Source organism: Pseudomonas abyssi (assembly GCF_003444685.1).
GTDB lineage: Bacteria > Pseudomonadota > Gammaproteobacteria > Pseudomonadales > Pseudomonadaceae > Halopseudomonas > Halopseudomonas abyssi.
In genome coordinates this window covers 14,133-36,894 of the sequence record NZ_LMAZ01000001.1, presented here as the reverse complement: position 1 = coordinate 36,894, position 22,762 = coordinate 14,133, and the positions used below count along the sequence as shown (strand labels likewise).

Below are 22,762 nucleotides of genomic sequence, written 5' to 3'. Positions count from 1 at the left end.
CAAGCAATCAGGCTAGAGCTGTGCTTCTACTTGTAGCTTGAGGCTTGCAGCTTTCGGCTGAAGCTATCGCCGCTCAGCGGCGATAGCTGTCATGACAACTCTTGCAGGATTCCTGCACCGCGCGCAGCTCATCGGCTGCCTGGTCCAGGGATTTGATGCCGACAGCGGTAACGGCATGCAGGGCGGCGACCTTGGTCTTGAAGTCATCGATGGCCAGGGCAAAGCCTTCGGGATCGGACCAGACGGTGTCCTTGGTGCGATTCGGCTCCGGGTCATCGCCCGGCGTCGGGAAGTGCTGCCAGGGCCGATCGGCGAGCTCGGCCAGAGTATCGGCCTTGCTCATGAATTCGCCCATGCTGGGCGTAACGCGGCCAGTCAGCATGCCGCTCATGGGCTCGGTCTGGCGCAGCATCTGCTTGAACAGCGCCTGACGCTTGCCTTCATGCGAGTTGGGGTCAGGCTCGTTACTGCAGCCGGCCAAGGCCGCGCCAAGCAACAGGGCGACAACGAGTTTTCGGTGTGGAACAGAGGTCATGTTTCATCCAGACGACATACAGGAGGGGCGACAGTATCGCCTCTGAACCGATTCCGGCCAAGGCGTCTCCCTTGAGGAGAGCACAGGCCGGGTAACTTCAGCCCCGGACGAGGGGCGCTGCAGCAGGGGCACCAGCCACTGCCAGGCTCGTCCGCGGCATGCGACATTTAACCGCGCCCATTCGCAACCACGAATGGAGAAATCAGATGAGTGCCGTGATCAACAACGCCTTCACCGACTACAAGGTCGCTGACATCAGCCTGGCCGACTGGGGCCGCCGTGAAGTCATCATCGCCGAGTCGGAAATGCCCGCACTGATGGGCCTGCGCCGCAAGTACGCCGGCGAGCAGCCGCTCAAGGGTGCCAAGATTCTGGGCTGCATCCACATGACCATCCAGACCGCCGTGCTGATCGAAACCCTGACTGCGCTGGGCGCCGAAGTACGCTGGTCGTCCTGCAACATCTTCTCCACCCAGGATCAGGCCGCTGCCGCTATCGCCGCTGCCGGCATCCCGGTATTTGCCTGGAAAGGCGAGACCGAAGAAGAGTACGAGTGGTGCATCGAGCAGACCATCCTCAAGGACGGCCAACCTTGGGACGCCAACATGGTGCTGGACGACGGTGGTGACCTGACCGAAATCCTGCACAAGAAATACCCGGCCATGCTGGACAAGATCCACGGCATCACCGAAGAAACCACCACCGGCGTACACCGCCTGCTGGACATGCTGAAAGCCGGCACCCTCAAAGTCCCGGCGATCAACGTCAATGACTCGGTCACCAAGAGCAAGAACGACAACAAGTACGGCTGCCGCCACAGTCTGAACGACGCCATCAAGCGCGGCACCGACCACCTGCTGTCCGGCAAGCAGGCGCTGGTCATCGGCTACGGCGACGTGGGCAAAGGCTCGGCGCAGTCGCTGCGTCAGGAAGGCATGATCGTCAAAGTCTCCGAAATCGACCCGATCTGCGCCATGCAGGCCTGCATGGACGGCTTCGAGCTGGTGTCGCCCTACCTGAACGGCCTGAACGACGGCACCGACGCCTGTATCGACACCGCCCTGCTCGGCAAGATCGACCTGATCGTCACCACCACCGGCAACGCCAACGTCTGTGACGCCGGCATGCTCAAGGCGCTGAAGAAGCGCGCTGTGGTCTGCAACATCGGTCACTTCGACAACGAGATCGACACCGCCTTCATGCGCGCCAACTGGGGCTGGGAAGAGGTCAAGCCGCAGGTTCACAAGATCCACCGCACCGGCAAGACCGTCGACGCGACCAACGACGACTACCTGATCCTGCTGGCCGAAGGCCGTCTGGTGAACCTGGGTAACGCCACCGGCCACCCCTCGCGCATCATGGACGGCTCCTTCGCTAACCAGGTGCTGGCGCAGATCCACCTGTTCGAGCGCAAGTTCGCTGATCAGTCTGCCGAAGGCAAAGCCGCCGCACTGACCGTAGAAGTGCTGCCGAAGAAGCTGGACGAAGAAGTTGCACTGGAAATGGTCAAGGGCTTCGGTGGCGTTGTCACCCAGCTGACCAAGACCCAGGCCGACTACATCGGCGTTGAAGTCGAAGGCCCGTTCAAACCGGACAGCTATCGGTACTGATCGCTGCAAGGCGGACGGCCGCCCCCTGCAAGCTGCAAGCTGCAAGCTGCAAGCTGCAAGCAAAAGAGCCTGAGACCGCGCCTCTGAGGGGGCAAGGTTTTGGGTTTACTTGAAGCTTGCGGCTTGACGCTTGCAGCTGACCAACCCACAAGAGCACAGAAACAATGACGATCAACAAAACCGTCCCCGTCAACTTCGAGTTCTTCCCGCCGAAAACCGAGGCTGGCCAAGCCAAGCTGATCGCGGTAGCCAACGTGCTGGCCGGCGAGCAGCCCGAGTTCTTTTCCGTCACCTACGGTGCCGGTGGCTCAACCCGTGACGGCACCCGCCGTACCGTGCTGCAGCTGAACAACGACGTCGGTGTACCGGCAGCGCCGCACCTGTCCTGTGTGGGTGACTCGCGCGAGGATCTGCGCACCCTGCTGAACGACTACCGCGACTGCGGCATCCAGCGCATTGTTGCCCTGCGTGGTGACCTGCCCTCCGGTATGGGGCACGCCAGTGGCGAGCTGCGCTACGCCAATGAGCTGGTCGAGTTCATCCGCGCCGAGACCGGCGATCACTTCAAGCTGGAGGTCGCCGCCTACCCGGAATCCCATCCGCAAGCGCCGAGTTTCGAGGCCGACCTGAAGAACTTTATCCGCAAGGCCCAGGCCGGTGCCGACAGCGCTATCACCCAGTACTTCTTCAATGCCGATTGCTACTTCCACTTTGTCGACCGTGTGCGCAAGGCGGGCGTGGACATCCCGATCATCCCCGGCATCATGCCGATCACCAACTACAGCAAGCTAGCGCGCTTCTCCGACGCCTGCGGCGCCGAGATTCCGCGCTGGATTCGCAAGCAGCTGGAGTCCTATGGTGACGATAGCGACAGCATCAAAGCGTTCGGTACCGAGGTGATCAGCCAGCTGTGCGAGCGCCTGGTCGAGGGCGGCGCACCGGGTCTGCACTTCTATACCCTGAACCAGGCCGAACCCACCGTAGCAGTGCTGCGCAACCTGCGCGGCTAAGCTGTCGCGCCGCTTGCCCGGGTGTGCTGACGGCAGCGACACCCGGCACGCACAGGCTGCAGCCAGACCCGGGGCAGGCCCAGCGTTTGTGAAGCCACGCAAAGGCCCTATACTGCCCCCATGAAACCGACAGTCGCGCTGCTGTTCGCACTCGCCCTGCTGTTTTGCGGTGCGCCGCGAGCCGAACCCATCACCGTTGTTACCGAGCCCTGGCCGCCTTATGTCTTTCTGCAAGACGGCCAGCTGCGCGGTGTCGACTATGAAGTCAGCCAGCACATCTTGCAGGACCTTGGCTATCAGCCCGACTGGCGCGTCATGCCCTGGAAGCGCGCCCAGCATGACGTCCTCGCCGGCCAGGCCGATGCGATCCTCGACATTACCGTCAACGCCGAACGCCAGAACCAATATCATTTTCCCACCGAGCCACTGTCGAACAGCGAGTCGGTGCTGTTTTACCGCACCAGCGATCCCTTCCCCTACAGCACCCTCGACGACTTGCGCGGCCTGCGCATCGGCGTGTCTGCCGGCTACAGCTACGGCAACCCGGCATTCAATCAGGCCGAACACCTGACCCGCGAACCCTGTCCCTCGATCGAGTCATGTCTATTGATGCTGCAGCGTGGCCGGGTCGACATGACAGTGATCAATCGCCAGGTGGGCCTCTACACCTTGTCCCTGCTCGGGCTCGAAGGCATTGCCTACCACCCGCAGCCCTTGAGCAGCGGGCCGCTGTACCTGGCCTTTGCACGCCGCCCCGACCTGGCCGATCTGGCCTTGCGCTTTGGCGAAGCACTGAAGACTTTCAAGCAGACAGCCGGCTACCAGAAGATCCTGCGGGCGTACGGCCTGTAACGCAGCCACCTAAAACCAGACAGACCGCTGCCTGCGCTTGCAGACTCCCCGTACAGCTCTGTTATACTCCCGATTCCCGTCAATCCCGCGTTCGGATGCCGTCTACCTCTTTCGGCAGGCCCGAACGGAATCGCCCCTAGTCCACAGCGTGGCGATTTGTGCCTGACGATATTCTCTTGATTACATCAACGGGCCTCGGCCCAACAGGATTGCTCATGTCCTTTGCCTCTCTGGGGCTGTCCGACGCGCTAGTTCGCGCGGTGGCCGCCACTGGTTACACCACACCCACGCCGGTGCAGCAACAAGCGGTTCCGGCTGTTCTCGAAGGCCGCGACCTGATGGTCGCCGCCCAGACCGGCACCGGCAAAACCGCCGGCTTTGCCCTCCCCGTGATCGAACGCCTGTTCCCCAACGGCGAGTCCGACGGCCAGCGCGCCAAGCCCAAGCAGGTGCGCGTTCTGGTATTGACCCCGACCCGCGAACTGGCCGCCCAGGTGCACGACAGCATCCGCGCCTACGCCACCGAACTGCCACTGAAATCCGCCTGCATCTTCGGCGGCGTTGGCGCCAACCCGCAGATGAAAGCCATCGCCCCCGGCCTGGATATCCTGGTCGCCTGCCCCGGCCGCCTGCTCGACCTGGTCGGCCAGAAGGCTGTCGATCTGTCACAGGTAGAAGTACTGGTGCTCGATGAAGCGGACCGCATGCTCGACATGGGCTTTGTCCATGACGTCAAGAAAGTCATCGCCAAGCTGCCGGCCAAGCGTCAGAACCTGCTGTTCTCCGCGACATTCTCGAAAGACATCACCGACCTGGCCAACAAGCTGCTCGACAACCCGGCACGCATCGAAGTCACGCCGCCGAACACCACCGTCGAGCGCATCAATCAGAAGGTCTACCGCGTTGCCGCCGGCCACAAGCGCGCGCTGGTCGCCCACCTGATTACCCAGGGCGCCTGGGAGCAGGTGCTGATCTTCACTCGCACCAAACACGGAGCCAACCGCCTGGCCGAGTACCTGGTCAAGAACGGCCTGCCGGCGGCGGCGATTCATGGCAACAAGAGCCAGAGCGCCCGCACCAAGGCCCTGGCCGACTTCAAGGCCAACACCCTGCGCATTCTGGTGGCGACCGATATCGCCGCCCGCGGCCTGGATATCGACCAGCTGCCGCACGTGATCAACTTCGAGCTGCCCAACGTGTCGGAAGACTACGTGCACCGTATCGGCCGCACCGGCCGTGCCGGACGCAGCGGCGAAGCGGTCTCGCTGGTCAGCCCGGATGAGGACAAGCTGCTGCGCGCGATCGAGCGCATGACCAAGCAGCGCATTGAAGAAGGCACGCTGGAGGGGTTTGAGCCGCCGGCCCAGGCCGAGCTGAACAGCGACCGTCCGGAGCGTCCGCGCGAGCAGAATGGTCGCGGCGGCCAGCAACGCAACAACCGCGGCCAGGGCCAGCAGGGCAAACGTGCCGGCAACGGCCAATCCGCCCAGAAAAGCAGCAACGGCGGTAATGGCGGCAACGGCAACGGCCAGCAACGTGGCCAACGCCGCAACGAACGCCAGCGCGCAGAACAACGTCCGCACCAGCAGCGTCAGCGTGCAGCGGCCGGCCAGAACCGCGCGATGCCCGGCATCCATGAGCCGGAAGATCCGGTAGCCATCGAGCGCCGTCGTCAGGCCCTTGGCAACCGCATCGACGTTCCAGAAGAGAGCAAGCCCGCCGCCGCCCGCAAGCAAGGCAACGGCAACGGCAACGGCAACGGCAACGGCAACGGCAATCGCAAGCCAAACGGCGGCGGCAACCGCAAGCAACGGGAAAAGCCTGCGCTGCTCGGCGCACGCTAAACCGCGCTTGACCAAAAGCGGGGCCTCGGCCCCGTTTTTTTATGGCTCTGCGCAACGGCGAGGCAACCCATCACAAGCGTCTGACGCAGGCTGCAATGACGAAGTGAGCTGCCAGCTTCTTCCTTTTTTCGGCAAAACCTCACATCCCCTCACAACACGACAACGCCAACAAGGCTATAGTCAGTCCTGCACTCGCTACCAAGGACTGTCGTATGCACCTCTCCCGTCTTGCTCTGTTTTGCTCGCTCAGCCTGAGCGCCCTTTCCACCAGCGCTGCCAGCCTGGACACCCTGCCCGAACCCGGCCTGTGGGTCAGCGAAAGCACCACCCTGATCAATGGCATCGATATGCAGGCGCGCATGCGCGAGATGCGCGAAAACATGCTCAAGACGCTGCCGCCGGAGCAGCGCGCCCTGGCAGAAGACATGCTGGGCAGTGAAGGTCAGGTAGGTGAGCGCCAATGCATTACCGCCGAGACCGCTCACACCATGGCCGACCCCGATGCACTGCTGGCAGACGCCCGGGAAAACATGCCCAATTGCGACCTCAAGATTGAGCAGTCCAGTGGCGACGCGCTGCAGTTTTCCGGGCACTGCAATGACCCGGACGGGTTCACTGGCGACCTCAGCGGCAGCATCCAGGTTGTCTCCAGCCGTGAAATGCGCTCCACCTTCAACGGCAACGGCAGCTACGCGCTGCCGGCCGGCCTGCTGGGCGAGAACGCTGGCGCCGGCAATGGCGAGGTCAAGCTGCAGCATTCGCAGGTCAGTCGCTGGACGGCTGAGGATTGCGGTAACACCCCGGCGCTCTGAGCGGCCCTGGCGGGTTTGATGCGCATCACAGCACGCTGCCGTCAGACTCGCCAGACATCGACTTCCGGCGTAAGCTGACGGGCCGCACTGCCGCCACAGGGACGTTCATGCAGCCGACCGCCACTTCCTTTGCCAATAGCCTGGCCGGGCGTTTGCTCGCCGCAGCGCTGGCCTTCGTGCTGTGGGGCGGCTGGGCGCTATTGGCGAACTGGTCAAGCGATCCGCACCATGCCCTGATCGCCGGGCTGCTGCAGGGTAGCGCCAGCGCTCTGATGACACTGGTCATGGCGGTTGCCGCCAAGGCCCTGTTCCGCCAACTGCCCAGCGGTGCAGCGCGTCTGCTGCTGCCCCCCCTGCTGATTGTCAGCGCAAGCTTCACCCTGCTTTATCTGGTCCACAGCTGGCACCAGACCCATGCACTCTGGCAAACAATCCTTCCGCCCACCGCCCTGGCATTCACCTACTGCCTGTTCCTGTGTCTGCGCCTGCAGCGCGAGCAGGCCTGCAACGAGGCCCCATGACCGACAACCGCCGCCCCCTGAAGATTCGCGACCAGCGCATCATGACCCGCTTTGCCGCCTGGCTCAGTCAGCGCAGCGTGACGCCCAATCAGATCTCCGTGCTCAGCGTACTGTTTGCCCTGGCCGGCGCCGTCGCACTGGTCTACTCGGGCCAGCAGCTGGGCGGCGCACGCTCGATCTGGTTGGTCATTGCCGCGCTGTGCATCCAGCTGCGTCTGCTGTGCAACCTGTTCGACGGCATGGTGGCGATGGAGGGCGGCAAGCAGACGCCGGCGGGCGAGCTGTTCAACGATGTGCCTGACCGCATCGCCGACCCGCTGCTGATCGTTGCCTGCGGCTTCGCCGTGCCCGGTTTCGAATCGGCCCAGTGGCTGGCCTGGCTGGGCGCGCTGCTGGCGGTCATGACCGCCTATGTACGCGTGCTGGGTGTCTCGTTGGGCCTGCCGGCGGACTTTCGCGGGCCGCTGGCCAAGCAGCAGCGCATGGCGGTCCTGACCGGTGCCTGCCTGCTGTCGGCATTCGACCCGCTGTGGCAGCAGCCGGGCCTGATCCTGTGGATCAGCCTGATCATCATCGCCGTCGGCAGTGGCCTGACGGTTGTGCGCCGGCTGGTCGGCGCCTATCTGCGACTGCAACGCCGGGGGATTGAATAATGGATATCGGCCTGCCCTTCATGCTCGACCTGACGCCCAACACCCTGTGCGCGATGCTGGTGGTGGTGGCCATGCTGATCCTCGCCAGCATCACTCAACTGCTGCTGCGCTCGCGCCTGAGCGAGGACGGCTACCTGGAGTTGAAACAGCGCATCAACTCCTGGTGGGTGATGGTCGGCGTGGTGTTCACCGCGCTGATGATCGGCCCCACCGCGTCGCTGATCTTCTTCACCATTCTGAGCTTTATCGCGCTGCGTGAGTTCTTTTCGATCCTGCCGGTGCGGGTCACCGACCGCCGGCTGATTCTCGCCCTGTATCTGGCCGTACCGCTGCAGTACTACTGGGTCGGCATGGGCTGGTACGGCATGTTCATCGTGTTTATTCCGGTCTACCTGTTCCTGCTGATTCCCTTCGGCCTGTTGATGCTGGGAGAGACCAAGGGCTTTATCCGGGCGGTCGGCTCCTACCAGTGGGCGACCATGACGACCGTGTTCGCCATCAGCCACGTTGCCTATCTGCTGATGCTGCCCGCCGAAGAAAACCCCGCCGGCGGCGGCGTAGGCCTGGTGATCTATCTGGTGTTCCTGACCCAGTTCAATGACGTTGCCCAATACATCTGGGGCAAGAAGTTCGGCAACCGCAAGATCGTGCCGGCGATCAGCCCAAACAAGACCTGGGCCGGCTTTCTTGGCGGGGTGGCCACCACCACCCTGTTTGGCGCGCTGCTTGCGCCCTGGCTGACGCCGCTGCCCTGGTGGCTGGGTCTCGGCGCTGGCCTGCTGATCGGGCTGGCCGGTTTTATTGGCGACCTGACCGTCTCGGCGGTCAAGCGCGACCTGCGCATCAAGGACACCAGCCAGCTGATTCCGGGCCACGGCGGCATTCTCGACCGCATCGACAGCCTTATGTACACCGCGCCGCTGTTCTTCCACTTCCTCGTTTACACCACCTACTGAGGTCGCCATGTCCGTGATCAAGCGCCTGCCCAAACAGCTGTTCTTCCTGCTGATCGTCAAGCCGGTGGTGTACCTGCTGCTTGGCCTGAACATCTACAACAAGCAACGCCTACCCAGCCACGGCCCGGCGATCCTGGCCGCCAATCACAACAGCCACCTGGATACGCTGGTGCTGATGGCGCTGTACCCGCTGGGCGAGCTGCACCGGGTACGCCCGGTGGCGGCGGCGGACTACTTTCTGCGCAATCGTTTCACCACCTGGCTGTCGCTCAACCTGATCGGCATCATCCCGCTGGACCGGCAGGGTCAGGTCGACAAGGAGCAGGTGTTTGAACAGTGCCAGCAGGCCCTGGCCGACGGCCAGATTCTGCTACTGTTCCCCGAAGGTAGTCGCGGCGAAGCAGAAGAGCTGCAGCCGCTGCGCAAGGGTATTTATCATCTGGCCCGCAGCCACGCCGGCACCCAGGTAGTGCCGATTGCCATGCACGGGCTGGGCCGAGCGCTGCCCAAGGGCGGCTCGATGATCGTGCCGTTCAACGCCGACGTAGCTATCGGCGAGGCGCTCAGCGCCGAGCAGGAATGCGCGCCCTTCATGGATCAGCTGCAGGCCTCACTGGAAAGCCTGCTGGCTGCCTGCATTACCCGGCGCGACGCGCGCTGGGAGGATTAACGAGCTGGCCGCCAGCGCGGGTGTCAGTGCCCGTGCGGCTCCTCATGCCCACCGCAGCACTCACCCCAGCCGCGCTGACGTGAAGTGTGGCCAATACCGGGGTTGAAGCTGTTGGTCGGGTCCAGCTCGCGGTAGAAGCCGGCCAGTGCCGGCTTGGCCACATACAGATGGCCGACATTATGCTCGGCCGGATACTCGGCGCGGCGCTCATCCAGCAGCGCCCACATGCGATGCTCCATTGCCAGCGGATCAACCCCCTTGCGCACGATGTAATCCTGATGGAAGACGTGGCAGAAGAAGTGCCCGTAATACAACTTGTGCACCATATCCTTTTCCAGCTCCGCCGGCAGCGTCTCCACCCAGTCCCGGTCATTACGACGCAGGGCAATATCCAGCGCCACAATGTCTTCCACCTCGCGGCGGTGCACCTCACGGTAGCGAATGGCGGCGCCCGCGACGGCAAAACGGTGCAGAAAGGCGCGCCGCCCCTCGTCGTCGTCGCACTCGAAATAGTCACCGGTATCACTCCCGGCAAAAAAGCCGCTCAGGTGCTCGCGCGTCTGCGCAGCGGTATCGTTGGACACGCGCAGCAGCAGGTGATGTTCAAAGCGGTTACGGTACTCGCGCATGCGCTCTGGCAAATGACTGGGCAACAGATTCATGACCGCCTGAATCACACGGTCACTCACACCGCGCAGCCCCAAACGCTCGAAGAAACCGTCGACTCGGCTCTTGATGGCAAAGGCAGCCGGCACCCGGGCGGTGCCAAAACGGTCGATGATCAGGTAGGTGTCCTTGCCGTAGCGCTCACCGATATCAAAGGCGGTACGGTGAATGTACTCACCGGCAATCGGCAGACTCGGCAGGTTGGTCAGCAGGTGCCGGCGCAGGTCGGTCAGATCCTGCGGGTCGTTGCTGCCGATGTAGAACACGGTGCTGGCTTCCTTCACAAAGGTATCCAGTCGCACGGCAAACAGACACAACTTGCCGGCTGAGCCCGAGGCCTCGAACAGGCGGGACGGGTCGGCATTAAAGCGTGCGGGGGTATCGGCGTCGACATCACGTACGTGCTCGGCATAACCGGCGTCGGAGGCCCTGGCGGACTCGTTGAGGACCGCGTCAGGCTGATAATCGCCACGCTGCAAACGTGTCAGAATTTCTTCCGGGCTGTCGCCCAGCTCGATGCCCAGGTGGTTGACCAAGGTGAGCGTGCCGTCGGCCTGCACCTGCGCATAGAGCGCCAGCTCGGTATAGGCCGGGCCGCGCCGCACCAGAGCGCCACCGGAGTTGTTGCAGACCCCACCCAGCACCGACGCGCCGATGCACGAGGAGCCGATCACCGAGTGCGGCTCACGCCCCAGCGGTGCCAGCTCGCGCTCCAGCCGATCCAGCGTGGCGCCGGGCAGGCAGACCACCTGCTCACCCTGATTGATCAGTTGCACGCCATCGAGTCGGCGCGTGCTGATCAGCACGATATCGCGGTCGTAGTTGTCGCCATCCGGGGTGGAGCCACCGGTCAGGCCGGTGTTGGCTGCCTGCATAATGACGATGCAGTCGGCCGCAACCGCGGCCCGCAGGACCTGCCACTGCTCCAGCAGGGTGCCGGGCTGGATCACCGCCAGCACCTGCCCCTCGCCGGTACGGTGGCCCTTGCGAAAGCGCCGCGTCTGCTGCTCGCCGGTCAGCACATAACGGCGGCCAACCAGACTGCGTAGCTGCTCCAGCAAGGCGTCACGCTGGTGGCTATGCGCGGCACTCATGACGCGGCTACCAGCAGGTCGGCTTTGATCTCACTGATCGACTTGGCACCGGTCAGCACCATTGCCACCCGCATTTCTTTTTCAATCAGCTCCAGCAGATTGGTCACACCCGCCTGCCCATCGGCCGCCAGCGCGTAGATAAAGGCGCGGCCAAGCATGGTGCAGTCGGCACCGAGCGCCAGCATGCGCACCACGTCCAGACCGGTACGGATACCAGAGTCGACCAGAATCTTCAGATCACCTTTGACCGCATCGGCAATCGGCGGCAGCGCGCGGGCGCTCGACAGCACGCCGTCCAGCTGGCGACCACCGTGGTTGGAAACGATGATGCCGTCGGCGCCGAAGCGCACGGCATCGCGGGCGTCCTCCGGATCGAGAATCCCCTTGATCACCATGGGGCCGTCCCAGAACTCGCGAATCCACTCCAGATCTTTCCAGGAAATAGACGCGTCGAAGTTGGCCCCCAGCCAGCCCATATAGTCTTCCAGCCCGGTCGGGTTACCACGGTAGGCAGAGATATTGCCCAGGTCGTGCGGCTTGCCCAGCAGCCCGACATCAAAGGCCCAGCGCGGGTGCATCACCGCCTGCAGGTAACGACGCATCGCTGCATTCGGACCGCTCATACCCGAGTGCGCGTCACGATAGCGCGCGCCGGGCACCGGCATGTCGACGGTGAAAACCAGCGTGGTCACACCGGCGGCCTTGGCGCGCTCCAGCGCATTTTTCATAAAGCCACGGTCTTTCAGCACATAAAGCTGAAACCACATCGGGCGGCTGATCGCCGGTGCGACTTCTTCAATCGGACAGACCGAAACGGTCGACAGGGTAAAGGGAATCCCCTTGTCTGCCGCTGCGCGCGCCGCCTGGACCTCGCCGCGACGCGCGTACATGCCGGTCAGGCCGACCGGCGACAGCGCCACCGGCATACTCAGCGTCTCGTCAAACAGGCGGGTTTCCAGGCTCAGTTCCGCCATGTCTTTCAACACCCGCTGGCGCAAGGCGATACCGGCCAGGTCGTCGACATTCTTCTTCAGCGTGTGCTCGGCGTAGGCGCCACCATCGATATAGTGAAACAGGAAGGGTGGCAACCGGCGCTGGGCGGCGGCACGGTAATCGGTCGAGGCAGAAATGATCATCACGGAGTTCCCATCGAATCTTCAACGGACGACGCCCCGGCAACCAGGCCGGGGCGACAACAGTAGGGTATCAGCCCGCCATCAGCGGGTCGCGAACACCCATTACATAGGCAGCAAAGAGCGCAATCAGACCGGTCATCAGCACGTAGTACAGCGTTGGCCAGACTGTACGACGCAAAATCGTGCCCTCACGACCGAGCAAACCGACCGTGGCCGACGCCGCCACCACGTTGTGAATGGCAATCATGTTGCCGGCAGCGGCGCCAATCGCCTGCACCGATACGATAAGTGCAGTAGACAGGCCAAGGTTGCTGGCCACGCCAAACTGGAATTGGCTGAACATCATGTTGGATACCGTGTTGGAGCCAGCCAGGAAGGCACCCAGCGCACCGATGGTCGGCGCCAGCAACGGATAGATACCACCCACGCTGTCGGCCACATAGCGGGCCATCACGATCGGCATGCTTGGCAGCTCGGCGGCATTGACACCGGAGTTGATCAGGATGCGTACCATCGGCACGGTAAACAGCAGCACAAAACCGGCACTGAGCAGCACACCAAAGGATTCACCGGTGGCCTTGTTCAACTCGCTCAGCTTCATGCGGTGCAGGAAGAAGGTCGCAATCACCACCATCACCAGAATGCCGCCCGGCAGATACAGCGGCTGCACGCCAGCGCTGATGCCAGCCTCACCCAGGATGTCGGTGAAGTTAATCGCAACCGCCTTGAACGCAGCACTGACCTCAGGAAAGACTCGGCTGATCACCAGCAGCACACCCACCAGCAGATACGGCAGCCAGGCGCGGAAGCTGCTCATGGGGCGTGCGGTCAGCTCCTCCAGCTTCATCTCGACCGTACCCATCCAGGCAGCCGGCCAGCTATCACGCGGTGCAAAGTCCCACTGCCGCTTGGGCACCAGAAAGCCTGCGCGGGCGGCCGTGGTGACCACCGCCAGGCCGACCAGACCACCAATCAGCGACGGAAATTCCGGCCCCAGAAAGACACCGCCCAGCACATAGGGAATGGTCATGGAGACGCCGGCAAACAGGGCAAACGGCAGCACTTCGAATACCGCGCGCCAGCTCTTGTCCTGACCGAAAAAGCGCACCAGCATGATCACCATGACCAGCGGCATGGCGGTACCCACCAGCGCATGCACAATCGCCACCTGACTGGTGATCAGCTGCAGGTAGGCTTCCCAGCTGGAACCGGCGGCCGCCAGTTGCTCACCGATCACGGCATGATCCAGGCCGGTGTTCACACCCACGATAATCGGCGTACCCACTGCCCCGAACGACACCGGCGTGCTCTGCACCAGCATGCCCATCAGCACCGCCGCCATGGCCGGGAAGCCGATCGCCACCAGCAGCGGCGCGGCAATCGCAGCCGGGGTGCCGAAGCCGGAGGCACCTTCAATAAAGCAGCCGAACAGCCAGGCAATGATAATCGCCTGGATGCGGCGGTCAGGGCTGATGGTGGTGAAACCGGCGCGGATGGCGGTGATACCACCGGAGTGCTTGAGCGTGTTGAGCAGCAGAATGGCGCCGAAGATGATCCACAGAACGCCGACAGTGACCACCAGCCCCTGCAGGGTCGAGGCCAGCACCCGGTTAAAGCTCATATCCCAGACGAACAACGCGATACCGGCGCTGAGCAGGTATACCAGCGGCATGGCACGACGTGCCGGCCAACGCAAACCGATCAACAAAATGCCCGCCAGCAGAATCGGGGCAAAGGCCATCAAGGCAAGAAAACCGGAAGACATGAAGCGCTCCTGTAGTTGTTATTGGCGATCGAGCACCAATTGGTAATACCAATTTACAAAAATGGATGCCCAGATTAAAAAAGCACCAGCAGCATGTCAAACCTGCGACTGTAGACTTTGGTATAGATGCTGATTCCGGGTTGAACGCACAGCGTCGGCCCGCTACCCTCTTCGCAGGATTGGTAAGACCAAAGGAACATAGCGTGGACATAGGCCAGATCAAACAGCGCAGACTGTCCGACAATATCGTCGAGCAGCTGGAAACCATGATTCTTGAGGGCACGCTGCAGCCGGGCCAACGCCTGCCCGCCGAGCGCGCGCTGGCCGAACAGTTCGGCGTGTCGCGCCCGTCACTGCGCGAGGCGGTACAAAAGCTGGTCGCCAAGGGCCTGTTGATCAGCCGCCAGGGTGGCGGCAACTATGTCAGCGATTCGCTGGGCTCCAGCTTCAGCGACCCCTTGCTGAGCCTGATCGAAGGCCGCCCGGAGGCCCACAGAGACCTGCTGGAGTTTCGCCACACGCTGGAAGCCGACTGCGCCTACTACGCCGCGCTACGCGCCACCGAACTGGATCGCCAGCACCTGCAGGTGGCCTTTGATGCGCTGCAAGCGTGCTACGCCCGCGAGGGCAAGGCCTCACGGGCAGAAGAAGGCGCGGCTGACGCGCGCTTTCATCTGGCGATCGCCGAGGCCAGCCACAATCTGGTGCTGCTGCACACCATTCGCGGCCTGTTCGACCTGCTCAAACGTAACGTGGTCACCAATATCGGTGGCATGTACGCGCTGCGCAGCGAGACCCGACGCATGCTGGTTGAGCAGCATCAGGCGCTGTTCGACGCCATTATGCAGGGCCGCGCCGACGATGCCCGACACATCGCCAGTGAACACATCAGCTACGTACAGGACGTATTGGAAGAGCGCGAAGAGGAAAGCCGACGACTCGCTCGTGCCCAGCGGCGCGAGCGGCCGGTCAGTCGCTGAGCCAGTCGGCCAGCACCTCGCGGTTGTGCTCACCCAGCAGCGGCGGCGGGCGGCGATAATCGACCGGCGTACGTGACAAGCGAATCGGGTTGGCCACCAGATCTACCTCGCCGGCCAACGGGTGAGCCATGCGGATGCGCGTGCCCCGCGCCTGCACCTGGGGATCAGCAAACACCTGGTCAAGGTCGTTGATCGGCCCGCAGGGCACACCGGCCTGTTCCAGTGCGGCAATCCACTCGGCCGTCGTGCGAAACACCGTCACCTGGCGAATCAGCGGAATCAGCTCGGCACGATTGGCCACCCGCGCCGAGTTACTGGCAAAACGCGGATCAGTCGCCCACTCCGGATGCCCCGCCACCTCGCAGAACTTGCGGAACTGGCCATCGTTACCCACCGTCAGGATGAAGTCACCATCGGCGGTCGGGAAATCCTGATACGGGACGATGTTCGGATGAGCGTTGCCCAGCCGCTTTGGCGGCACGCCAGTGGTGAGATAGTTCAGCGCCTGGTTACCGAGACAGGCAATCTGCACATCCAGCAGCGCCAGATCGATGTACTGGCCCTGACCGCTTCGCTCACGTTCAGCCAGTGCGGCGAGAATGGCATTGCTGGCATACAGCCCGGTGAGGATATCGGTCAGCGCCACGCCGACCTTGACCGGCCCTGCCCCCTCTTCCCCATCGGCCTTGCCGGTGATACTCATCAGGCCTCCCATGGCCTGAATCATGAAGTCATAGCCCGCCCGCTTGGCATAGGGCCCGTGCTGACCGAAGCCGGTTACCGAGCAGTAGATCAAACGCGGATTGAGCGCCTGCAGGCTCTGGTAATCCAGCCCATAGGCCGCCAGACCGCCAACCTTGAAGTTCTCGATCAGCACATCTGCGCGCTGCACCAGCTCACGCACCTGCTGCTGCCCTTCGGGCTGGGTAAAGTCGATGGTGATCGAGCGCTTATTGCGGTTGGCTGACAGAAAGTACGCCGCCTCGGAAGTGTCACGCCCATCCGCGTCGCGCAGATACGGCGGGCCCCAGGCACGGGTGTCGTCCCCCGCTCCGGGCCGTTCGACCTTGACCACATCCGCCCCCAGATCCGCCAGCATCTGCCCGGCCCAGGGGCCAGCCAGCACACGGGACAGATCAAGAACGCGTAAACCGGATAATGCACTCATGTCTTTAGCTCCAAGCGGCAAGCTTCAAGCCACAAGCTGGCCGTGCGGGATACGAAGATAAGGGGACGAGCGGTACGCCAATGCAGCGTGAGGAGAATGCGACAAGCCGATCCAACTCAGAACGGCTTGTCGCTTGCAGCTGCCTTCAGTCGTTAGAAAAACGCCTGAAGGCCGGTCTGCGCGCGGCCGAGGATCAGCGCATGTACGTCGTGGGTACCTTCGTAGGTGTTGACCACTTCCAGGTTGACCACGTGACGGATCACACCGTACTCGTCGGAGATACCGTTGCCACCCAGCATGTCGCGGGCAACGCGGGCGATGTCCAGCGACTTGCCGCAGGAGTTGCGCTTCATGATCGAGGTGATTTCCACCGCGGCAGTACCTTCGTCCTTCATGCGGCCCAGACGCAGGCAGCCTTGCAGCGCCAGGGTGATTTCGGTCTGCATGTCGGCCAGTTTCTTCTGTACCAGCTGAGTCTGCGCCAGCGGACGACCAAACTGCAGGCGATCGAGGGTGTACTGACGGGCGGTGTGCCAGCAGAACTCGGCGGCACCCAGCGCGCCCCAGGAGATACCGTAACGGGCAGAGTTCAGACAGGTGAACGGACCTTTCAGACCGGTCACGTGCGGCAGCATGTTTTCTTCCGGAACGAACACGTCTTCCATCACGATTTCACCGGTGATGGAGGTACGCAGGCCAACCTTGCCCTTGATCGCCGGCGCGCTCAGACCGTTCCAGCCTTTCTCCAGAATGAAGCCACGGATGACGTCGTCGTCGGTTTTTGCCCAGACCACGAACACGTCCGCAATGGGGCTGTTGGTGATCCACATCTTGGCACCCTTGAGCAGGTAGCCGCCTTCGGTGCTACGCGCACGAGTAACCATGGAGCCCGGATCGGAGCCGTGGTTCGGCTCGGTCAGGCCGAAGCAGCCGATAAACTCGCCGCTGGCCAGCTTGGGCAGGTACTTCTGCTTCTGCTCCTCGGAACCAAACTCGTTGATCGGCACCATCACCAGCGAAGACTGCACGCTCATCATCGAACGGTAACCGGAGTCGACGCGCTCAACCTCGCGAGCGATCAGGCCGTAGCAGACATAGTTCAGCCCGCTTCCGCCGTACTCGGTCGGAATGGTCGCACCCAGCAGGCCCAGCTCGCCCATTTCACGGAAGATTTCCGCGTCGGTCTGCTCGTTACGGAACGAGTTCAGCACCCGCGGCATGAGTTTGTCCTGGCAGTACTGGCGCGCGCTGTCACGCACCATGCGCTCTTCTTCAGTCAGTTGCTGATCCAGCAGCAGCGGATCTTCCCAGTTGAAACTTGCCTTGGATGCGGCCATGAGCACTCCGATATTCGATTTGTTGGGGGCAGGTTCCGACACGGAACCACAGGTTGTCAGCGACTCTACGCACAGAGAAACCAGCAAACAAGCGTCTTTTGCGCAGACACCTGTGCTAAATTGGAACTCCGACCAATTGCATAGCGACAAGCCGCAAGCTTCAAGCTGCAAGCAACCCCGGCTCAGCGCACGGACAGCTTGCCGCTTGATACTTATAGCTTATAGCTGCTCCGAAGGAGCCCGCCCCATGCGCCGCAAGATCCCTCCGACCCAGGCCCTGATCTGCTTCGAGTCGTCCGCTCGCCATGAGAGCTTCACCAAGGCTGCAGAGGAACTCTCGCTGACCCAAAGTGCAGTCTGTCGCCAGATCGCCAACCTGGAAGCGTTCCTTGATATTCAACTGTTTCGCCGCACCCGTCGGGGCGTGAAATTGACCGACGCTGGACAGATTTACAGCCGTCGCATCGCCAGCCGGCTGGATGCGGTCGAGCGCGACACCCTGTCGGTGATGGGCAATCAGGGCACCGCCACGCTGGAGTTGGCCCTGGTACCCACCTTCGGCACCCAATGGCTGCTGCCACGGCTCAGTCACTTCCTCCGCCAGCATCCGCAGATCACGGTCAACCTGACCAACCGCACCCGCCCCTTCCTGTTTGCCGACACCGAGTTCGACGCCGCTATCTACTTCGGCGACGGCGACTGGTCGGGTACCCAGACGCACTACCTGATGCCCGAGGCGCCCATCCCCGTCTGCAGCCCGGCGCTGATCGCTCCCGCCCAAGAGCTGACGCCCGAGGACATCGCCCAGCTGCCTCTACTGCAGCAGACCACCCGCCCCTATGCCTGGCGCCAGTGGTTTGCCGCCGCCGACATGCGCGTCGAGCACGACCTCAACGGCACCCGGCTGGAGCTGTTCTCGATGCTCGCGCAAGCGGCCATGCACGGTATGGGCATCGCGCTGATTCCGCCCTTTCTGATTCGCCAGGAGCTGGCCGACGGCCGCCTGATCAGCCCCTGCCCGCGCAGCTTTGCAACCGACAACGGTTACTACCTGGTGATCCCCGAGCGCAAGGCCGAGTCGGCTGCGCTGCTCGCGTTCCGTGACTGGATTCTGCAGCAGGCGCAGGCTTATCAAGCGGCAAGCCTCAAGATGTAAGTTATTGGCTGCAAGCGGCAAGCTTCAAGCTTCAAGCTGCAAGCAGAACCGGATGGGCGGCGGTGTCCTGAGAGTGTCCGTAGCGTCGAGCAGCTACCTCCGCCTGAATAAACTCGCGCAATGGAGCCCCGCACGGGTTTTGCTTGCAGCTTGAAGCTTGCCGCTTGCAGCTAAAAAAAGGGGCCCGAAGGCCCCTGAGCACACATGAAGCTTGTTGCGATTACTGACGCACACCTTCCACCGTCAGGATCAGCTCGACGGTTTCCGAGGCAGGCCCCAGGTTGTAGTCGATGCCGAAGTCAGCCAGTTTGAGCGTGGTGGTGGCATCAAAGCCGGCGCGGTAGCCGCCCCAGGGGTCCTCACCTTCACCGATAAAATTGGCGTCCAGAACCACCGGCTTGGTTACCCCGTTCAGGGTCAGATCGCCAGTGACCTTGGCGCTATTGTCGCCAGTCACTTCGACACCGGTCGAGGTAAAGGTGGCCGTCGCATTCTCGGAGACATTGAGGAAGTCTTCGCCACGGATATGTTTGTCGCGCTCGGCGTGGTTGGTATCAACACTCTCGGTGTTGACGGTCACGTTGATTGCGCTGGCCTCGGGCTTATCGGCATCCCAGCTGAAGGTGCCGTCAAAGTCGTTGAAACGGCCATACACCCAGCTATAGCCCAAGTGGCTGATCTTGAAGTTGATCGAGGCGTGCTGCCCCTGCTTGTCGATCTGGTAATCGGCCGCCTGGGCCAGGCCGGCGGCCAACATCAGGCTGCCCAGGGTGGTCGCTGCAATCAGCTTTTTCATTTGCGGTTCTCCGTTGCGTTGAGCAGCCGCATGCCAAGCATGCGCCGCAGGGTATTGTCCTTATCGATGAAGTGGTGCTTTAGCGCACCCAGCGCGTGCACACCCGCCACGCCCAGCAGTCCCAGAGCCAACCAGTAGTGCACGGCACCTGCCCGCTGAGCCTGATCCGGCAGATTGCTGATCAGCGCCGGTACCTCAACCCAGCCAAACAGACTGACACCACGCCCCTTGGCCGTCGAGATCAGATAGCCGCTGATCACAATCAGCAGCATGGCGGCATACATCAGCCACTGCGCCCCGGCCGCCAGACGCCGCTCCCAGCGCTGGTGACTCGCCACATGCGCAGGCGACGGCGTCGCCGCGCGCCAGATCAGCCGCAGCACCAGCAGCGCCGCAAACACCAGGCCGATGCTTTTGTGCCAAAACGGCGCACTGGTGTAGTAGGGGCTGTAATAAGTCAGGCTGGTCATCCACAGGCCGAGCGCAGTCAGGCCGATCACCGCCAGCGCCATTAGCCAGTGCAGGCTGCCGGTAACCAGACCAAATCTGTCGTTAGTGTTGCGCCACTGCATCATTACCTCACTGCCGATGGAGCGATAATCCCATCGACTCAGTTCGATAAAAAGCGCAAAAATTGGTTCACACCAAACAGGTTTCTCGATATTTCACCCAGCGCAAACGCGCTACTTTCCGGCACAAAAAAACCTCCCGAAGGAGGTTTTCTGTCAGCGCAAGCCACCGCGCATCAGAAGAACAGACGCTTGAGCTCCTGCCCTGGATTACCGGCCCGCATAAAGGCCTCGCCAACCAGAAAGCCATAGACCTCATGCGCCAGCATCAGCTCGACGTCCGCCCGGTGCAAAATGCCGCTCTCGGTCACCAGGGTCTTCTCACGCGGGATCTGCGGCAGCAGCTCCAGCGTGGTATCCAGCGTGAGCTCGAAGGTATGCAGGTTGCGGTTGTTGATGCCGATCAACGGCGTATCCAGCTTGAGACCGCGCTCCAGCTCGGCGCCGTCATGTACCTCCACCAGCACGTCCAATCCCTGCTGACGGGCAGTGGCGGCCAGCTCGTTCATCTGCCCATCATCAAGGCAGGCCGCGATCAGCAGCACGCAATCGGCGCCCAGCGCACGGGCCTCGACGATCTGATACGGGTCCACCATAAAGTCCTTGCGGATCACCGGCAATGCGCAGGCGGCGCGCGCCTGCTGCAGGTAATCGTCGTGCCCCTGAAAGAAGTCCACATCGGTCAGTACCGACAGACAGGCTGCACCACCGGCTTCATAGCTGACGGCAATCTCGGCCGGATCAAAATGCTCACGCAGCACGCCCTTGCTCGGCGATGCCTTCTTGATCTCGGCAATCACGCCTGGGCGACGCGCTGCTGCAGCGTTCCGAAGGGCCTTGGCAAAGCCGCGGGTGGGCGGCGCAGCCGCTGCCAGCTGCTCCAGCTCGGCCAGACTGCGCTGCTTCAGTCGCTCAGCCACTTCCTCGTGCTTGCGCGCAACAATGGTCTGCAAGATAGTCGGCACGCTCATTGTGCTGCTTCCTCCCGGAATACCTCGGTAAAGGCGATGAGTTCGTTGAGTTTTTCCCGCGCCAGCCCGGAGTAAAGCGCATCGGAGGCAAGCTTCACGCCTTCGAGCAGGCTGGTGGCGTGATCCGCCGCGTACAGTGCCGCGCCAGCATTGAGAATGATGATATCGGCAGCCTTCTCGCCCGCCTCGGTTTCACGTTTGCCGAGCGCGTCGCGAATCAGCTTGAGCGAGGCAGTCGAGTCCTCGACTGTCAGGCCGATCAGCGAGCGACTCTTGATGCCCAGCTCTTCCGGGCTGACATCGTATTCGCGTACTTCACCGTCTTTCAGCTCGGCGATGTGGCTGGTCGCCGCCAGACTCAGTTCGTCCAGGCCATCCTTGGAGTGCACCACCAGCACGTGCTCGCTACCGAGACGCTTGAGCACCTCGGCAATCGGCCGGCACAGCGCCTGGGTAAACACGCCGATGACCTGATGCTTGACCCCGGCCGGGTTGGTCATCGGGCCGAGCATGTTGAAGAGGGTGCGCATACCCAGCTCGCGGCGCGGGCCGATGGCGTGCTTCATCGCGCCGTGATGAGCCGGGGCGAACATAAAGCCGACGCCGACGCTTTCCACACAGCGGGCAACCTGCTCGGGCGTCAGATTGAGGTTCACGCCTGCCGCCTCCAGCAGGTCGGCACTGCCGCTCTTGCCGGATACCGCCCGGTTGCCGTGCTTGGCGACCTTGCCGCCAGCAGCGGCTACCACCAGCGCTGCGGCGGTCGACACGTTAAAGATATTGGCGCCGTCGCCGCCGGTGCCGCAGGTATCGACCAGCCGCTCGCCGCTGATCTGCACCCCGGAAGCCAGCTCGCGCATGACCATGGCCGCGCCGGTAATTTCGTCGAGGGTTTCACTCTTCATGCGCAGGGCAACCAGAAAGCCGCCAATCTGTGCGTCGGTGCACTGGCCGGTCATGATCTGGCGCATGACGTCCTGCATTTCCTCGGTGGACAGATCCAGTTGATCGACCACCTTGCCGAGGGCTGTCTTGATATCCATGCCGTCTCTCCTTGCTGATCAGCGGCGCAGGCCGCCCTGCTGCTTGAGGAAGTTTGCGAGCATCTCGTGCCCCTGTTCGGACAGGATCGACTCGGGATGGAACTGCACGCCCTCGATCATGTATTCGCGGTGGCGCACGCCCATGATTTCGTCAACGCTGCCGTCTTCATGCTGGGTCCAGGCCGTCAGCTCCAGGCAGTCGGGCAGCGTATCGCGGCTGATTACCAGCGAGTGGTAACGGGTCACGGTCAGCGGGTTGTTCAGGCCGGCAAACACCCCCAAGCCTTCATGGTAGACCGGACTGGTCTTGCCGTGCATGACCTGACGGGCGCGCACCACATCACCGCCAAAGGCCTGACCGATACTCTGGTGGCCCAGGCAAATGCCGAGAATCGGCAGCTTGCCGGCAAAGTGCTTGAGCACCGGCACCGACACACCCGCCTCGTTGGGCGTGCACGGACCAGGTGAAACAACGATGCGCTCGGGATTGAGGGCTTCGATCTCGGCGACGGTCAATTCATCGTTGCGCACCACCTTAACGTCGGCACCCAGTTCACCGAGGTACTGCACCACGTTGTAGGTAAAGGAGTCGTAGTTATCGATCATCAGCAGCATGGC

Annotated in this window: 21 protein-coding genes, 1 pseudogene and 1 riboswitch; of the genes and pseudogenes, 11 read left to right on the top strand and 11 right to left on the bottom strand. The window is 62.6% G+C overall.

Annotated elements, in window-relative coordinates; translation table 11 throughout:
* Positions 1 to 73: 73 nt before the first annotated feature.
* Entirely contained in the window at positions 74 to 535 is a 462-nt protein-coding gene (locus ASB58_RS00180) for a c-type cytochrome (protein ID WP_118128926.1), read from the bottom strand.
* A gap of 103 nt (positions 536 to 638) precedes the next feature.
* A riboswitch (S-adenosyl-L-homocysteine riboswitch) is annotated at positions 639 to 721 on the top strand.
* Positions 722 to 741: 20 nt separating this feature from the next.
* Between ASB58_RS00180 and ahcY the strand changes: the two genes are divergently transcribed.
* From ahcY to ASB58_RS00135, 9 genes and pseudogenes are all read left to right on the top strand, one after another.
* Positions 742 to 2,145 (top strand): adenosylhomocysteinase, encoded by a 1,404-nt coding sequence (gene ahcY, locus ASB58_RS00175; RefSeq protein WP_118128925.1) that lies wholly within the window; start codon positions 742 to 744, stop codon positions 2,143 to 2,145.
* A 164-nt stretch (positions 2,146 to 2,309) separates the two neighbouring features.
* Positions 2,310 to 3,155: a methylenetetrahydrofolate reductase [NAD(P)H] gene (gene metF, locus ASB58_RS00170; protein WP_118128924.1), complete on the top strand. Its 846-nt coding sequence runs from the start codon at positions 2,310 to 2,312 to the stop codon at positions 3,153 to 3,155.
* A gap of 120 nt (positions 3,156 to 3,275) precedes the next feature.
* Positions 3,276 to 4,007 carry a substrate-binding periplasmic protein gene (locus tag ASB58_RS00165; protein WP_118128923.1) on the top strand — a complete coding sequence of 244 codons (732 nt, stop codon included), beginning with the start codon at positions 3,276 to 3,278 and terminating at the stop codon, positions 4,005 to 4,007.
* Positions 4,008 to 4,222: 215 nt separating this feature from the next.
* Positions 4,223 to 5,371 (top strand): annotated as a pseudogene (locus ASB58_RS00160) (DEAD/DEAH box helicase); the annotation flags it as partial.
* A 692-nt stretch (positions 5,372 to 6,063) separates the two neighbouring features.
* Positions 6,064 to 6,663: a DUF3617 domain-containing protein gene (locus ASB58_RS00155; RefSeq protein WP_096004336.1), complete on the top strand. Its 600-nt coding sequence runs from the start codon at positions 6,064 to 6,066 to the stop codon at positions 6,661 to 6,663.
* A 107-nt stretch (positions 6,664 to 6,770) separates the two neighbouring features.
* Positions 6,771 to 7,184, top strand: a complete 414-nt coding sequence (locus ASB58_RS00150; RefSeq protein ID WP_096004337.1) for a hypothetical protein — start codon at positions 6,771 to 6,773, stop codon at positions 7,182 to 7,184.
* Complete coding sequence (locus ASB58_RS00145) at positions 7,181 to 7,837, top strand: CDP-alcohol phosphatidyltransferase family protein (protein ID WP_096004338.1); 657 nt, start codon at positions 7,181 to 7,183, stop codon at positions 7,835 to 7,837. Before ASB58_RS00150 ends, ASB58_RS00145 begins: the two co-directional genes overlap by 4 nt.
* On the top strand, positions 7,837 to 8,793 hold the full coding sequence (locus ASB58_RS00140) for a phosphatidate cytidylyltransferase (protein ID WP_202974572.1): 957 nt from the start codon (positions 7,837 to 7,839) through the stop codon (positions 8,791 to 8,793). The genes ASB58_RS00145 and ASB58_RS00140 overlap by 1 nt, the downstream gene beginning before the upstream one ends.
* A 7-nt stretch (positions 8,794 to 8,800) precedes the next feature.
* On the top strand, positions 8,801 to 9,463 hold the full coding sequence (locus ASB58_RS00135) for a lysophospholipid acyltransferase family protein (RefSeq protein ID WP_202974571.1): 663 nt from the start codon (positions 8,801 to 8,803) through the stop codon (positions 9,461 to 9,463).
* Positions 9,464 to 9,486: 23 nt separating this feature from the next.
* On the opposite strand, the gene dld is transcribed toward ASB58_RS00135, so the two are convergent.
* The 3 genes from dld to ASB58_RS00120 form a co-directional block, all read right to left on the bottom strand.
* The gene (gene dld / locus ASB58_RS00130) at positions 9,487 to 11,223 is read right to left on the bottom strand and encodes a D-lactate dehydrogenase (protein WP_118128921.1); all 1,737 of its coding nucleotides are present in this window, start codon (positions 11,221 to 11,223) and stop codon (positions 9,487 to 9,489) included.
* Positions 11,220 to 12,359 (bottom strand): FMN-dependent L-lactate dehydrogenase LldD, encoded by a 1,140-nt coding sequence (gene lldD, locus ASB58_RS00125; protein WP_118128920.1) that lies wholly within the window; start codon positions 12,357 to 12,359, stop codon positions 11,220 to 11,222. Before lldD ends, dld begins: the two co-directional genes overlap by 4 nt.
* A 70-nt stretch (positions 12,360 to 12,429) precedes the next feature.
* Positions 12,430 to 14,124, bottom strand: a complete 1,695-nt coding sequence (locus ASB58_RS00120) for an L-lactate permease (RefSeq protein WP_118128919.1) — start codon at positions 14,122 to 14,124, stop codon at positions 12,430 to 12,432.
* A 203-nt stretch (positions 14,125 to 14,327) separates the two neighbouring features.
* Here ASB58_RS00120 and ASB58_RS00115 point away from each other — a divergent pair, with 203 nt between their 5' ends.
* On the top strand, positions 14,328 to 15,104 hold the full coding sequence (locus ASB58_RS00115; RefSeq protein ID WP_096004344.1) for a GntR family transcriptional regulator: 777 nt from the start codon (positions 14,328 to 14,330) through the stop codon (positions 15,102 to 15,104).
* Here the strand turns inward: ASB58_RS00115 and ASB58_RS00110 are convergent.
* The gene (locus ASB58_RS00110) at positions 15,094 to 16,272 is read right to left on the bottom strand and encodes a CaiB/BaiF CoA transferase family protein (protein ID WP_118128918.1); all 1,179 of its coding nucleotides are present in this window, start codon (positions 16,270 to 16,272) and stop codon (positions 15,094 to 15,096) included. The two genes, ASB58_RS00115 and ASB58_RS00110, sit on opposite strands and share 11 nt — an antisense overlap.
* Positions 16,273 to 16,424: 152 nt before the next feature.
* Positions 16,425 to 17,609, bottom strand: coding sequence for an acyl-CoA dehydrogenase (locus tag ASB58_RS00105; protein WP_118128917.1), 1,185 nt, complete (start codon positions 17,607 to 17,609; stop codon positions 16,425 to 16,427).
* Between the two features lie 247 nt (positions 17,610 to 17,856).
* Here ASB58_RS00105 and ASB58_RS00100 point away from each other — a divergent pair, with 247 nt between their 5' ends.
* On the top strand, positions 17,857 to 18,765 hold the full coding sequence (locus ASB58_RS00100) for a LysR family transcriptional regulator (RefSeq protein ID WP_118128916.1): 909 nt from the start codon (positions 17,857 to 17,859) through the stop codon (positions 18,763 to 18,765).
* Positions 18,766 to 18,985: 220 nt separating this feature from the next.
* On the opposite strand, the gene ASB58_RS00095 is transcribed toward ASB58_RS00100, so the two are convergent.
* From ASB58_RS00095 to ASB58_RS00075, 5 genes are all read right to left on the bottom strand, one after another.
* Complete coding sequence (locus tag ASB58_RS00095) at positions 18,986 to 19,561, bottom strand: YceI family protein (protein ID WP_096004348.1); 576 nt, start codon at positions 19,559 to 19,561, stop codon at positions 18,986 to 18,988.
* A complete protein-coding gene (locus ASB58_RS00090; RefSeq protein WP_118129952.1) occupies positions 19,558 to 20,133 on the bottom strand; it encodes a cytochrome b in 576 nt (191 codons plus the stop codon). Before ASB58_RS00090 ends, ASB58_RS00095 begins: the two co-directional genes overlap by 4 nt.
* Positions 20,134 to 20,306: 173 nt before the next feature.
* The gene (gene trpC / locus ASB58_RS00085; RefSeq protein WP_096004350.1) at positions 20,307 to 21,101 is read right to left on the bottom strand and encodes an indole-3-glycerol phosphate synthase TrpC; all 795 of its coding nucleotides are present in this window, start codon (positions 21,099 to 21,101) and stop codon (positions 20,307 to 20,309) included.
* A complete protein-coding gene (gene trpD / locus ASB58_RS00080; RefSeq protein WP_118128915.1) occupies positions 21,098 to 22,144 on the bottom strand; it encodes an anthranilate phosphoribosyltransferase in 1,047 nt (348 codons plus the stop codon). The genes trpC and trpD overlap by 4 nt, the downstream gene beginning before the upstream one ends.
* 18 nt (positions 22,145 to 22,162) lie before the next feature.
* Complete coding sequence (locus ASB58_RS00075) at positions 22,163 to 22,759, bottom strand: aminodeoxychorismate/anthranilate synthase component II (RefSeq protein ID WP_118128914.1); 597 nt, start codon at positions 22,757 to 22,759, stop codon at positions 22,163 to 22,165.
* Between the last annotated feature and the right edge of the window lie 3 nt (positions 22,760 to 22,762).